Origin of the sequence: Myxococcus sp. XM-1-1-1, from assembly GCF_020037095.1 — a bacterium.
GTDB lineage: Bacteria > Myxococcota > Myxococcia > Myxococcales > Myxococcaceae > Myxococcus > Myxococcus fulvus.
In genome coordinates this window covers 14,398-27,034 of record NZ_JAIQDH010000023.1, presented here as the reverse complement: position 1 = coordinate 27,034, position 12,637 = coordinate 14,398, and the positions used below count along the sequence as shown (strand labels likewise).

The window sequence follows — 12,637 nt, the reverse complement described above, 5'->3', positions numbered from 1 at the left end:
AACTACTAAGACCTTAGTTCTTCGTCAACTAAGCCCTTAGTTCGAACCGCCGCGCCGCTTCCGGGTGGCTCGCTTCACCAGGGACAGGAGCTCCCGCAGGCGCGGGTCCTCCACGGGCTCCACCAGGTCCACGGTGTGTCGCCGTGTCCCCTCCTCGACGGTGAGGGTGTAGCGACGCCGGTCCGCGCCTTGTACGCCCGCGCCGCCCACCACGCGGGGCAGCGCCTGGAAGCGCGTGTCGCGCAGCCCCTCCTCCAGCGCCCGGGCCTCCTCGGCGGGGAGCGCGTCCAGCTCCACGCTCCTCGGACGGGCGAGCCCGGGGAAGGCCCCAAGTCCGCCCTCCTGCGAGAGCGTGATGCGTGTCGACATGGCTCAGGCTCCAGCGGGCTGCGAGCCCTGGCTCCACTGCGACACCGACACCCTGTCGCGGGTGACGCGCAGACCCACCTCCTCCCAGGCCTCCTTCACCGCCTCCTCCACCTCGCCCGGGCCGTACAGCCGCGTGGCGGCGATGACGGTGATGCGCGCGAAGTCGGAGAAGTTCGTGTCCGGCAGGATGCGTGGGTCTCTCATCGCCTCGTACCAGACGCGCCCCGCCCGCTCCCACGCCTGGCCTCCCAGCCGCAGCGCCGCCAGCACGAAGGCGCGGTTGGGGATGCCGGAGTTGATGTGCACCCCGCCGTTGTCCTCCCACGTGTTGACGTAGTCGCGCATGTGTCCGGGCTGTGGGTCCTTGCCCAGCACGTCATCATCGAAGGCGGTCCCCGGCTCCTTCATCGAGCGCAGCGCCCTGCCCTGCACGGCCTCGCCGAGCAGCCCGTCGCCGATGAGCCAGTCGGCCTGGTCCGCCGTCTGGCCGAGCTTCCACTGCTTCACCAGCGAGCCGAAGACATCCGACATGGACTCGTTGAGCGCGCCCGCCTGCCGGAAGTACCACAGCGGCCCCTCGTCCTCCGTCACGCCGTGCGACAGCTCGTGCGCGATGATGTCCAGGCAGACGGTGAACCGGTTGAACAGCTCGCCGTCACCGTCGCCGAACACCATGCGCCGGCCGTCCCAGAAGGCGTTGTCGTAGTCGCGCCCGTAATGGACATACGCCTGCAACGGCATCCCATCCCCGTCGATGGAGTTGCGCGCCAGCACCTCCCAGAAGAAGTCATACGTGGCGCCCAGGCCGTCATAGGCCTCGTCCGCCGCGAGGTCCCCGCAGGGCGCCTGCCCCTCCGAGCGCACCAGCGTCCCGGGGAAGGCCTCCTCGCCCTTCAGGTCGTAGATGCTCCGCTGCCGCTGGGACTCCACCATCATCGCCGGCACCCGTCGGAGCGACGGCGTCGCGGCGGCCAGCCGTCCCCCGGCGAAGCGCAGCGCCCGGAACGTGCTGTCCGTCGCCACCGTGCGCAGCGCCTTCACGCGCTGCTGGGGCGTGCCGTTCTCCGCGATGGAGCGCAGCAGATACGGCGGCAGGATGCAGTGGATGGAATGAACGTGTCGTCGTGCTCCGCGCGTCCTCATCGGTGTCCCCCCTCGTGGGCTTTCCAGCCGTCAAGGTAGGGACACCGCCCGGGCTCCGGAGCCCGGGTTACACGGGCTCGCACGAGGGGCCGGGGACACACGGGGCGCCACGCCGCGTGCCCGTCAGGAGGGAGTCTGGCGCACCCCTCGGCCTCCCACGGGGTGCACCCGACTCCAGCGTCACACGCCCAGCGCGTCGCGCAGCTCCGGCAGCCGCTCCGCCTTCACCGCGCCGAACACGAAGCGGTCCGGCCGCAGCACCACCACGTCCGAGCCATGGCGCGAGAACCAGTCGCCCAGCTTGCCGGTGATGTCCTCCACCGCGGGCACCTCGCCGCCGTGCTCGCCCGCCGACTGGACGGCGAGCAGCCGCCCACCCAGGGCCTCCGCCAGCCCGCGCGCCGCGGCCAGCTGCGCCGACGGAGCGTTGGCGCGGCACAGCACCGCGAAGTCGTTGCCGATGGCGTCATCCAGCAACACCTCCTGGCCGGACGGCAGCCGCACCTTGGGCTGGATGAAGTACGTGCCCTCCGCGGACTGCGCGCCCTCGCGCTTGCCGCCCAGGTAGTAGCCCTGCTCGTGCATCGGCGGCTGCTTGAACTCGAAGCCCTGGATGAAGCGCCGCACCCGGGGGATGCGCTGCAGCGCGCGCATCACCATGTCCCGGGCGCTGGCCACCCAGCGGTTGCGCGCGAGGAACAGGTGCCCCACGCGCACGCACAGCTTCTGCACCGCCTCCACGTGCGGACGACGCTCCTCCTCGTAGGTGTCCAGCAGCGACGCCGGCGCCAGCCCCTGCACCACGCGCTGAATCTTCCACGCCAGGTTCGACGCGTCGCGCATGCCCGACACCAGGCCCTGGCCCATGAAGGGCGGCATGGTGTGCGCCGCGTCCCCCAGCAGGAACACGTTGCCGTCGCGCCAGCGCGCCGCGTTGAGGCAGTGGAACGTGTACACCTGCGCGCGCTCCACGTGCACCCGCGCCGGGTCGATGTAGGGCTCCAGCAGCTTCTTGATGGTCTCCGGGCGCTCCATCTCCTCGCGCGTCTCGCCCGGCATCAGCATGAACTCCCACCGGAACTGCCCCACCGCGCCCGTGGCGACGAAGGCCGGACGCTTCGGGTCGCACACGAAGCGGCACAGCTCCGGCGCGTCGCCCTCCACCTGCCCCGACACCGCCAGCCACGGCTCGCCGTACGCCCGGCCCGCCATCTTGATGTTCAGCGCCTTGCGCACCGGGCTGCGCGCCCCGTCGCACGCCAACAGGAAGCGGCCCCGCACCGTGCGCGTCTCACCCTTCTCCACCAGGCGGTAGCGCACCGTCACCCCGGCGCCGTCCTGCTCCAGGGACTCCACGCTCGCGCCCAGCTGCAGCGTCACGTGAGGGAAGCGCTCCAGCCCGCCGCGCAGCACCCCCTCCACCAGCGGCTGGTGGAAGAACCACAGCGGCGAGTACCCGAAGCCGAAGTCCGCCGAGCTGGTGTGCACCTCCGCGAAGCGCCTGCCCGTCTCGCCCACATATTCAGCGAAATGGTTCTGCCGCATGTCCTTCTGCAGCTCGGCGCCCAGCCCCGTGGACTGGTAGATGCGCAGCCCCTCGTCGTCGCAGGAGAACGCCCGCGGTTGTCCATGCGGCGCCAGGTCCTGCTCCAGCACCAGCGTGCGCACGCCCAGCGAGCCCAGCAGATTGCTTGTCAGTGCTCCCACGGGACCGCAGCCGCTGATGATGACATCGACCTCCATGTCGGCCTGCTGCTTGTCACAAACCATTGCGACCCCCGTGGTTCACCAGTCTGGCTTGATTCATAACGAACGAGGTGTGACCAGGGTGTGACCGCACAGGTCGATTCGCAATGCTGTCCGCTCGTGGCGGCGAGCTGCCGTGTACTGGGAATTCGAGCCGCACCGCGTGATGAAAGCCACCCTGCCTGGGTTAATCCCTACCCGCGAGGGAGCGTCCGGTGCGACGTGTTACGTTAGGCAAGACACGCTCTTCCCTTCTTGGAACCTCGGAGGCCATGGCAGGCGACGACGCGGCAGGGACGCCAGTCTTTCATCTCGCGCTGCTCGGCGAGGCCCGCCTGCGGCATGGCGGCGCCCATCTGCCGTTGGAGCGCCGCACCGCGGCCGTGCTGACATGGCTGGCATTGGAAGGGCCGCATCCGAAGTACCGCCTCGCGGGCCTGTTGTGGGCCGAGTCGAGCGAGGCCACGGCCCGCAACAACATGCGCCAGCTGTTGCGCCGGCTCAGGCTGTCGGTGGGCGCGGAGCTGGTGCAGGGCTCGGACGTGCTGTCGCTCGTGGAGGGCGTCACCATCGACGCCGCGGAGCTGCAGGCCCACGTGCTGGCCGGACGTCACGCGCAGGCGCTCGCGCTGGAGGGCGTGCTGCTGGGCGCGCTGGAGTTCGACGACTGCCCGGAGTTCCAGGCGTGGCTGGAGAGCGCGCGGGAGCGGCTGGACAAGCTGCGCCGCCGCGCCGCGTCCGCGGAGTCGGAGGCCAAGGAGCGCGCGGGGGACCTGTCCGGCGCGCTGGTGCTGGCGGAGAAGCTGCTCGCCATGGACCCGTACTCGGAGGAGGCGTGGCGCCGGCTGATGCGGCTGCACTACATCGCCGGGGACAGGATGGCCGCGCTCAACGCCTTCGAGCGCTGCCGTCGCCTCCTGCGCGAGGAGCTGGACACGCAGCCCTTGCCCCAGACGGTGGCCCTGGCGCGGGAGATAGAGCGCGGCCCCGCCACGCCCCAGCCCCCGCGCGGCGCCCCGGCGAAGCTGCCCCTGTCCGTGCTGCGCCCGCCCGTCCTGGTGGGGCGCGAGCGGGAGTGGGCGCGGATGGAGGAGGCCTGGGCCGAGGGGAAGACCATCTTCCTGAGCGGCGAGCCCGGGGTGGGCAAGACGCGGCTGGCGCACGACTTCGCCGCCTCGCGCGGCGTGCACATGGTGCTGGAGTCCCGGCCCGGCGAGACACACGTGGCCTACTCCACGCACGTGCGCCTGTTGCGGCAGATCATGGCCCGGTGTCCGGACACGACGCTGGCGCCCTGGGTGCGCCGGGAGCTGTCGCGGCTGATGCCGGACATGGCCGGCACGGAGGGGCCGCCGCCGCCCATGGTGGACGAGGCCGAGCGCAGCCGCTTCCTGGAGGCCAACTGCCTGGCCATCTACCAGCTGTGCGCGGGGATGGACGCCATCGTCGCGGACGACCTGCAGTACATGGACGCGGCCACCGCGGAGTTCGCGCTGCTCATGCTCTCGCGCCGGCACGACATCCCCTCGGACGGCGTCTTCCCCCGCTTCGTCGACACGTACCGCCGCGGCGAACTGACACCCATCGCCGCCGCCTGCATCCAGCAGCTCGTGGAGGCGGGGCTCGCGGTGGTCATCGAGCTGGAGCCCCTGCACTCGGAGGCCGTGGGCACGCTCCTGGGCAGCCTGGAGCTGGCGGGCGCGGAGGGGCTCGCGGACAACGTGATGCGCTACACGGGCGGCAACCCCCTGTTCATCATGGAGGCGCTGCGACACCTGCTGGAGTCCGGGGGCCTGGAGCGCGGCTGGCCCGAGCACGTGCACCCGTCCGGGCGTGGACGCGACTTGATTCAGCGCCGGCTGGAGCGGCTGTCCGCGCCCGCGCTCCAGGTGGCCCGGCTGGCCGCGCTCGCCAAGACGTCCTTCGCGCTGGAGCTGGCCAGCGAGGTGCTGGAGATGACGCCCATGTCGCTCGCCACGCACATCTCCGAGCTGGAGGCCGCGCACGTGCTGCGCGGCGAGCGCTTCACGCATGACCTGCTCTTCGACGTGGTGCGCGAGGCGATTCCCCCCTCGCTGGTGCCCCTGCTGCACCGCCGGCTGGCCAGCGCCCTGGAGCAGCGCAAGGCCGCGCCCGTCGTCGTCGCGCAGCACTGGCTGGAGGGCAAGGAGCCCCAGCGCGCCGCGCCCTTCCTCGTCGCCGCCGCCAACGCGGAGGCCTCCGCCTTCCGTCACATGGAGGCCGCGCTGCTCTACTACCGCGCCGCCACCGCGCTGGAGGAGGCGGGCGCGCTCGACGAGGCCGCCCGCGTCAGGGCCCGCGCCCGGGGCATCCCCAGCGCCTGAAGCCCGCGCTCACGCGCGGCGCCTCGGGGAGCGGGGCACCTCCCGAGACCCCGCGCGCCGCTCCGCCGCCACCTCGCGCGCCACGTCCACGAAGGCGCGCAGCGCCGGTGACACCCGCGCCCGGCTGGGGAAGTAGAGATAGAAGCCATCCACGTGGGCCGCGTAGGGCTCCAGGACGATTCGCAGCGCGCCCCGCCGCACCCGCTCCGCCACGTCCGGCTCGAAGGCATACATCAAGCCCACGCCCTGCTCGACCAACGGGAACAGGCCCTGGAAGCTCGTGGAGCTGAGCGGCCCGCGCACCGGCACCCGCCAGCTCTTCGCGCCGCGCTCCAGCTCCCACTGGTAGAGCGCCCCCGTGGTGTTGGAGCGGATGCAAAGACAGTCATGGGACAGCAAATCCCGGGGCTTCTCCGGGACGCCTCGACGCTCCAGGTACTCGGGCGCGGCGACCACCACGAAGCGATAGCCCTCCGACAGCCGCACCTGCACCATGTCGCGCTCCAGCGACTCGGACATGCGGATGCCCGCATCCAATCCCTCCACGACGATGTCCACCATCGCGTCCTCCACCCGCAGCTCCACGTCAGTGCGGGGATGGCGCTTCAGGAAGCGCTCGAGCATGGGCGGCAGCACATGGTGCACCGCGATGCTCGGCACGGTGAGCTTCACCGAGCCCGTGACCTCCCCGGGCTCCGCCGCCGCGACCTTCAGCGCCGCGAGCGCCTGGTCCACCGACGGGCCCGCACCTTCCAGGAGCCTCCGGCCCGCATCGGTGAGCGCCACGCTGCGCGTGGTCCGGGTGAGCAACGCCACGCCCAGTCGAGCCTCCAACTGCCGCACGCTCTGGCTGAGCGAGGAGGCGGACACGCCCAGCTCCCGCGCCGCCACGGCAAAGCTGCGCTTGCGGGCCACCGCCAGGAAGGCATTCAAGGCATTGAGCGGGGTGAAGGCCATTCGGAAGTTTTCCTACACAGCCCCTGTGGATTCCACAGATTTCCCCCCTGCACGCGCCTACGCATACTCCTGGAGAAAGAAGTCTCCCCTCCTCCCAAGGACCGAAAGCCATGACCACCGTACGCGGATACGCGGCCCAGGACGCCCGCTCCCCTCTCGCCCCCTTCCAGTTCGAGCGCCGTGCGCCCGGCGCCGACGACGTCGAGCTCGACATCCTCTACTGCGGCGTCTGCCACTCCGACATCCACCAGGCCCGCGACGAGTGGGGCGGCTCCATCTTCCCCATGGTCCCCGGCCACGAAATCATCGGCCGCGTCACGCGCGTCGGCACCAACGTCACCCGCTTCAAGGCTGGTGACTCCGTGGGCGTCGGCTGCATGGTGGACTCGTGCCGCGTCTGCACGTCCTGCAAGGACGGCCTGGAGCAGTACTGCGAGAAGGGCGGCCCCACGTTCACGTACAACTCGCGCGAGCGCCAGGGCCAGCAGCCCACCTTCGGCGGCTACTCCAGCGCCCTCGTCGTGGACCAGTCCTTCGTGCTGCGCGTGCCCGACAGCCTGGACCCCGCGCGCGCCGCGCCCCTGCTCTGCGCGGGCATCACCACCTGGTCCCCGCTGCACCGCTGGAACGTCCGCGCCGGCCAGCGCGTGGGCATCGTCGGCCTGGGCGGCCTGGGCCACATGGGCGTGAAGTTCGCCCGCGCCCTCGGCGCGCACGTCGTCGTCCTCAGCCACTCGGAGAACAAGCGTCAGGACGCCCTGCGCCTGGGCGCCCACGAGTTCGTCGTCTCCTCTGACGCCGCCCAGATGAAGGCGCGCGAGAACTCCTTCGACTTCATCCTCGACACCGTCTCCGCCGAGCACGACCTCAACGCGTACCTGCGCCTGTTGCGCCGCGACGGGCAGATGGTCCTCGTCGGTGTCCCGGAGAAGCCCCTGGAGCTGGGCGCCTTCACCCTCATCGGCACCCGCCGCAACCTCGCCGGCTCCATGATTGGCGGCATCCGCGAAACACAGGAAATGCTCGAATTCTGCGCCCAGCACGAAGTCGTGTCCGACGTGGAGGTGATTCCCATCCAGCAGGTGAATGACGCCTACACCCGGATTCTCCGGGGTGACGTGAAATACCGGTTCGTCATCGACATGAAGAGCCTGAAGTAAAGCCTGACGCGCCGCAGCGGTGCGCGATGGGTTCGGAATTCTCCGCTGCGGGCGTTCGCGCGGGCTCCGCTGCCTGGAAGCAGACAGTGGGTTGCCCGAGCGGACAGGTGCCTGCCTGGTCTCGGGTTCACATTCTCAATTCATGACTACGACACTTGAGCACGCCGGTTACAACAAGATGACGATGCTGTACCCCGAGGAACACGAGCTCCAGACGCCCACGCAGTCGCTGAAGGACCCTCACTCGGCCGCCAAGCTGCGGCTGCAGGCCAGCCTGTGGCTGAGCCGTGCGCAGCGCGAGCTGCATGACGCCATCTTCCTGCGCGACGGCTCCGACGAGAGCCTGGAGCGCTACTACAGCGCCCGCGCGGAGCTCGACTCCGCGGAGGCCTACGCGCTGATGGTGGCCAAGGCCCTGCTGCAGGCCGGGTGAAGCACCCGGGCGCGCGCGTGGAAGCACCGCCACGCGCGCGCCGCTTCAGCTCACGGCGCCCGATGAGCCGGTGGACACCGGGACGGGCGCGGGGGCCGGACGCTCGCTGTACGGGAAGTAGTCCTTGAGCTTCAGGAAGTGCTTCTCGAACAGGTTCCAGCTCACCAGCGCGAGGCCCCACGACAGCACCGCGGCCACGACGTAGAACACCAGCTGCATCGGGAAGTCGGAGCCCGCCACCTGCTGCAGCGGCGTCTTGAGCACGGTGCGCCGCAGGATGGCGTCCAGCGGCGAGTGCACCAGGTAGATGGCGTAGCTGTACTTGCCGTACGTCAGGAGCACCCGGTTGGAGAAGACGCGGTGGAGCACGCTGCCCGGCTTCGCCGCCACCACCCGATACACCAGCACGGTGTAGAGGATGCCCACCGCGGTGTAGCCGCCCGTGCGCACCACCGTCTTGAACGCCGGGCCCATGGGCAGGGCAATCATCGCCGCCACCACGGGCAGGGCCAGCCACGGCGCCCAGCGCATCCACGGGAAGGCCGAAAGGCCCTTGCCCTCCGGGTGACGCAGCGCCAGGGACAACAGCGCGCCCAGCGCGAGCGAGTCCACGCGGCAGAACGTCACCACGTACGTGCTCTCCTCGCTGGCGCCCGCCAGCGTGAGCCCCACCCGCACCGCCACCGCCAGGGCGACGGTGCCCAGGCACAGGCGGATGGCCCCCTTGTACGAGACGGCGGCGATGAGGAACGGCCAGACGATGTAGAACTGCTCTTCAATCGCCAGCGACCACACCACGCCGAGGATGGGGTGCGTCGTGTCCACCCACAGCTGGTAGAAGTTGGACAGGTAGAGCAGGTACCAGACGGCGCCGTCCGTGGTGATGCGCTCGTCCAGGTTCAGCCGCCCCGCCAGCGACGGCAGCACCAGGAACGACACCGCCAGCGCCGCGTAGTACAGCGGGAAGATGCGCAGCACGCGCCGCGCGTAGAAGTTGCGGAAGTAGTACGTCTGCCCCTTCGCCTCCCACAGGATGCCGGTGATGAGGAAGCCGGACAGGACGAAGAACAGGTCCACGCCCGTCCACCCCGCACCGGCCAACCACCACGTCGCCTTGCCCGCGACGCTCTGGTCGCTCAGGTGCGTGGTGTGGAAGAAGACGACCAGGAGGACCGCGAGTCCCCGCACGCCGTCGAGCACGGGCAGGTGCCCATGCAGGCGCGGAGCAGGCGCCGCCGACGCCGCGGCGTCAGGACGGGCGAGATGGGAAGACATGGGATTCTCATACCAACAACGTCAGTTCCCCAACAAGGTTGGCTCCCCGCCCTCGTGAGCGGAGCAGGCGGGCACCCGCGCGCGCCGGATTCGACGGGTCGGCTGAAACTCCCGCGCGTCTCGTGACACGGTGGTGGCGTGGCTCTTCTTTCCGCGGTGAAGATGGTCCTGGTGGGTGCGCCCCCATCCGACACGGAGGGTGAGCGCCGCCTGTTGCGCCGGGCCCGCACGGGGGACCCCGCCGCCTTCCGCACGCTCTTCGAGCGGCACGCCCCCGCCGTCTGGCGCTTCCTGCGCGACGTGCTCCGCGACGAGGCCGCCGCCGACGAGGCCACCCAGGAGACCTTCGTCCGCGCGCACGCGAGGCTCGGGGCGCTGCGCGACGAGGACAGGGTGGGCGCGTGGCTGCTCGGCATCGCCCGGCATGTCTATCTGGAGTCCCGCCGCACCCGGGGGGTCCACGTGGACGTGGAGGACGAGGAGCACGCCGCGCACCTGGAGGCGGTGCTGCCCACGCCGTCACCGGAGGACTTGTTGTTGGACCGGGAGCTGGAGGGGCTCCTGGCCCAGGCGCTCGGGACGCTCAACGAGGAGCGGCGCGCGGCGCTGCTCTTGCGCATCGACCATGGGCTTCCCTACGAGGAGATTGCTTCGGTGATGGGCTGGTCGCTGCAGAAGGTGAAGAACGAAATCCACCGCGCGCGCCTGCGCCTGCGCGAGCAGCTGGCCGCCCACCTCGGAGGAGGACACCCATGAGCACGTGCCGCGAGAGCGAGCTGGACGCGCTGCTGGCCGGAGAGCTTTCACCCGAGGACGCCGCGAGGGTGCGCGCGCACGCGGACGCCTGCGCCGCCTGCAAGCACGCGCTGGCGTGGCAGCGCGCCGAGCGCGGGTGGATGGCCCAGCGCGCGCGCCGCGAGCCGCGCCGCCCCGCCCTGAGCTTCGAGGCGCTCGAGGCGCGCCTCCACGCCCGCGCGACGGCGCCCGTCGTGCGTGAGCCTCCGCGCGAGGGCGCGTGGCGACACTGGGGGATGATGCTGATGGCCGCCACGGCCGCCGTGGCCTTCGTGGGGCTGGTGCTGCCCCGGGGCGGCGTGAGCGGCGCTGGCGTGGACGAGCCCTGGAGCCGCGAGGTGCTCGTCACCGGAGGCGTGGAGGCATGCGAGGACGCCGCCGCCGCGCTGGAGGCCCGGGTGGGCGCGTGCCTCATCGCCTCACCCGTGCTGGCCCTGCGTCGGGACTAGGTCCGCTTCACGGCGCGGGAGGCGGGCAGATGCGCCGGGCCTCGTCCACCGCGGCCTTGGCCTGCACCAGGCCGTGACCGAACTTGATGTCCTTGCCCGCTTCGCCCAGGTCCAGCGCCGTCCTCTCCAGCACCTCGCGCACCTGGACATGGGTGAGCCTGGGGCACGCGCCCAGCACCAGCGCGGCGACGCCCGCCACGTGCGGCGTGGCCATGGACGTGCCCGACTGGCGCAGGTAGTCCAGGCCCGACACGTCCACCGTCACGTCCTGGCCCACAAGGCCCTTGAGCGTGTTGGCGTTGACCAGGGTGACGGACGTCGTCGGCACCCAGAAGTCCTCCGGGTCGGTGAGCGTGAAGTTGCCCGCCCCGTCCTCGCTGGTGTTGTTGCCGACGACGATGGCCTTCGCGCCGGCGCGGATGGCGTTGAGCGCCTTCTCCTTGAACAGGATGCCGCCGCCTCGGTCCACCAGCGCGACGAAGCCGTCACAGGTGGCGCCCTCGCCGCACGACGAGACGCGCTCACCCAGGCCGCAGTACACCATCCGCCCCGCGTACTTGCCCACGCCGGTGTACTCCAGCGGCTCGGAGGCGAAGCGCGTGCCGCCCACGTCCACGTCACCGTACGGCGCGCCGCCGACGATGGTCGCGCTCAGGATGCCCACGCCCGGCGCCACCAGCGACACGAAGTCCTTGCCGTACTGGGAGAAGGGCGCCCACGCGTTGTTCGCGTCGATGGCGCCCACGGCGATGACGTTCTCGTAGCCCGCGGGGTAGGACTTCTCCTCCGTGCCCCGGTTGCCCGTCGCGGCGATGGCCACCATGCCCGCGTCGAACGCGCGCTGGAAGGCCGCCTCCTCCGTCTGCGAGGGCGCGATGGAGCCCAGCGACAGCGACGCGATGTGCGCGCCGCGCTCGATGCACCAGTCCATGGCCGCGATGACGTTGGACGTGTTGCCGTCGCCGTTGACGTCGAGCACGCGCGCCACCAGCAGCGACACGGTGGGCGCCACGCCCGCCACGCCGTTGGGCTCCTCGCCGGGCCGCACGTGCGCGCCCGCGCCCAGCTGCGCCGCGATGGTCGCCGCCGTGTGCGTGCCATGGCCGCCGCCCCACTTCAGCACGCCGCTCACGCGCCCCTGGTCCAGCGGCTCGTCGTCCCCGTCGAGGAAGTCCTTGCCCTCCAGGTACGCCGCCGCCAGCTCCGGGTGCCGGTTGTCCCAGCCGCTGTCGATGATGCACACCTTGATGCCCGTGCCCGAGGGCGCGCCGTCATCCAGCACGCCGTCGTTGTTCGCGTCCCAGACCTGGGGCGCCTGCACGCGGTGCAGCCCCGCGGTGTACTCGCCCGTGGAGCCGCTCGTGTTGGGCAGCACGCCCTGCAAGAGGGACGGGGACAGCGGGCTCGGCATCCCGAACGCGCGCACCACGCGGTCCGGCTCCACGCGCAGCACGTCGGGGTCCTGCTCGAGCGCCCGGCGGGCCTCGGGAGACACCTTCGCGGCGATGGTGTTCAGGTGGGGGAAGCGGCGGTGGACCTGGGCGCCCACGCGCCGGGCCGACTCGGTGAGCATGTCCAGGTTGGACACGGCGCTGGCGGACACGCGGGGTCGGTAGGTGATGAGCACCGGCTCCGCGCCATCCTCGCCGGCGAGCGGGTTGAGCGACTGACGCGCGGTGCCCGGCAGCGACAGCGCCTCCGTCCCGGGGCAGACCTCCTCGGAGACCGGGGGATCCCTGTCGGGGACCTTGGTGCACGCCACCGCCCCACCGAGCAACCCGAGCCAGACCCAACGCTTCATCGTCATTCTCCTTGAACGCCCCGGCGAACGGGTAGGTACGGAGGGCACCCCGGTCCGGATTCGACGGCCGGGGTGAACGAGAGGACACCGCTTCCCGTTCCCCACGCGCAAGTTAAGCACGCCAGCCGTCCGGCTGCTCGCGGGCCTGTCAGGCGGAGGACGAC

11 protein-coding genes are annotated in these 12,637 nt (G+C 71.1%); 5 read left to right on the top strand and 6 right to left on the bottom strand.

Features of this window, described 5'->3' with window-relative positions; translation table 11 throughout:
• Positions 1–36: 36 nt before the first annotated feature.
• The 3 genes from K8640_RS33605 to K8640_RS33595 all read right to left on the bottom strand — a co-directional run bounded on the left by K8640_RS33605 (position 37) and on the right by K8640_RS33595 (position 3,282).
• Positions 37–369, bottom strand: a complete 333-nt coding sequence (locus K8640_RS33605; protein WP_223750811.1) for a protealysin inhibitor emfourin — start codon at positions 367–369, stop codon at positions 37–39.
• Between the two features lie 3 nt (positions 370–372).
• On the bottom strand, positions 373–1,512 hold the full coding sequence (locus K8640_RS33600) for a M4 family metallopeptidase (RefSeq protein ID WP_223750810.1): 1,140 nt from the start codon (positions 1,510–1,512) through the stop codon (positions 373–375).
• Between the two features lie 180 nt (positions 1,513–1,692).
• Positions 1,693–3,282 carry a bifunctional 3-(3-hydroxy-phenyl)propionate/3-hydroxycinnamic acid hydroxylase gene (locus K8640_RS33595; RefSeq protein ID WP_223750809.1) on the bottom strand — a complete coding sequence of 530 codons (1,590 nt, stop codon included), beginning with the start codon at positions 3,280–3,282 and terminating at the stop codon, positions 1,693–1,695.
• 248 nt (positions 3,283–3,530) lie between these two features.
• Between K8640_RS33595 and K8640_RS33590 the strand changes: the two genes are divergently transcribed.
• Positions 3,531–5,603 carry a BTAD domain-containing putative transcriptional regulator gene (locus tag K8640_RS33590; RefSeq protein ID WP_223750808.1) on the top strand — a complete coding sequence of 691 codons (2,073 nt, stop codon included), beginning with the start codon at positions 3,531–3,533 and terminating at the stop codon, positions 5,601–5,603.
• A gap of 9 nt (positions 5,604–5,612) precedes the next feature.
• Here K8640_RS33590 and K8640_RS33585 read toward each other — a convergent pair whose 3' ends face one another.
• A complete protein-coding gene (locus tag K8640_RS33585) occupies positions 5,613–6,560 on the bottom strand; it encodes a LysR family transcriptional regulator (RefSeq protein ID WP_223750807.1) in 948 nt (315 codons plus the stop codon).
• 110 nt (positions 6,561–6,670) lie between these two features.
• On the opposite strand from K8640_RS33585, the gene K8640_RS33580 reads away from it, so the two are divergent.
• Together K8640_RS33580 and K8640_RS33575 are read left to right on the top strand one after the other, a co-directional pair.
• Entirely contained in the window at positions 6,671–7,720 is a 1,050-nt protein-coding gene (locus tag K8640_RS33580) for an NAD(P)-dependent alcohol dehydrogenase (RefSeq protein WP_223750806.1), read from the top strand.
• A 142-nt stretch (positions 7,721–7,862) separates the two neighbouring features.
• Entirely contained in the window at positions 7,863–8,153 is a 291-nt protein-coding gene (locus K8640_RS33575; protein WP_141332330.1) for a FruA-associating protein, FapA, read from the top strand.
• Positions 8,154–8,198: 45 nt separating this feature from the next.
• Here the strand turns inward: K8640_RS33575 and K8640_RS33570 are convergent, their stop codons facing one another.
• Complete coding sequence (locus tag K8640_RS33570; protein ID WP_223750805.1) at positions 8,199–9,428, bottom strand: acyltransferase; 1,230 nt, start codon at positions 9,426–9,428, stop codon at positions 8,199–8,201.
• 138 nt (positions 9,429–9,566) lie between these two features.
• Here K8640_RS33570 and K8640_RS33565 point away from each other — a divergent pair, with 138 nt between their 5' ends.
• Together K8640_RS33565 and K8640_RS33560 are read left to right on the top strand one after the other, a co-directional pair.
• Positions 9,567–10,184, top strand: a complete 618-nt coding sequence (locus K8640_RS33565) for an RNA polymerase sigma factor (protein WP_223750804.1) — start codon at positions 9,567–9,569, stop codon at positions 10,182–10,184.
• Positions 10,181–10,672 carry an anti-sigma factor gene (locus K8640_RS33560; protein ID WP_223750803.1) on the top strand — a complete coding sequence of 164 codons (492 nt, stop codon included), beginning with the start codon at positions 10,181–10,183 and terminating at the stop codon, positions 10,670–10,672. Before K8640_RS33565 ends, K8640_RS33560 begins: the two co-directional genes overlap by 4 nt.
• A gap of 7 nt (positions 10,673–10,679) precedes the next feature.
• Here the strand turns inward: K8640_RS33560 and K8640_RS33555 are convergent, their stop codons facing one another.
• Complete coding sequence (locus K8640_RS33555; RefSeq protein WP_223750802.1) at positions 10,680–12,473, bottom strand: S8 family serine peptidase; 1,794 nt, start codon at positions 12,471–12,473, stop codon at positions 10,680–10,682.
• Positions 12,474–12,637 lie beyond the last annotated feature (164 nt).

What these genes read in the sequence shown, in the direction of transcription:
- K8640_RS33605 (WP_223750811.1), bottom strand. Translation starts at nt 369, where the DNA reads ATGTCGACACGCATCACGCTCTCGCAGGAGGGCGGACTTGGGGCCTTC.
- K8640_RS33600 (WP_223750810.1), bottom strand. Translation starts at nt 1,512, where the DNA reads ATGAGGACGCGCGGAGCACGACGACACGTTCATTCCATCCACTGCATC.
- K8640_RS33595 (WP_223750809.1), bottom strand. Translation starts at nt 3,282, where the DNA reads ATGGTTTGTGACAAGCAGCAGGCCGACATGGAGGTCGATGTCATCATC.
- K8640_RS33590 (WP_223750808.1), top strand. Translation starts at nt 3,531, where the DNA reads ATGGCAGGCGACGACGCGGCAGGGACGCCAGTCTTTCATCTCGCGCTG.
- K8640_RS33585 (WP_223750807.1), bottom strand. Translation starts at nt 6,560, where the DNA reads ATGGCCTTCACCCCGCTCAATGCCTTGAATGCCTTCCTGGCGGTGGCC.
- K8640_RS33580 (WP_223750806.1), top strand. Translation starts at nt 6,671, where the DNA reads ATGACCACCGTACGCGGATACGCGGCCCAGGACGCCCGCTCCCCTCTC.
- K8640_RS33575 (WP_141332330.1), top strand. Translation starts at nt 7,863, where the DNA reads ATGACTACGACACTTGAGCACGCCGGTTACAACAAGATGACGATGCTG.
- K8640_RS33570 (WP_223750805.1), bottom strand. Translation starts at nt 9,428, where the DNA reads ATGTCTTCCCATCTCGCCCGTCCTGACGCCGCGGCGTCGGCGGCGCCT.
- K8640_RS33560 (WP_223750803.1), top strand. Translation starts at nt 10,181, where the DNA reads ATGAGCACGTGCCGCGAGAGCGAGCTGGACGCGCTGCTGGCCGGAGAG.
- K8640_RS33555 (WP_223750802.1), bottom strand. Translation starts at nt 12,473, where the DNA reads ATGAAGCGTTGGGTCTGGCTCGGGTTGCTCGGTGGGGCGGTGGCGTGC.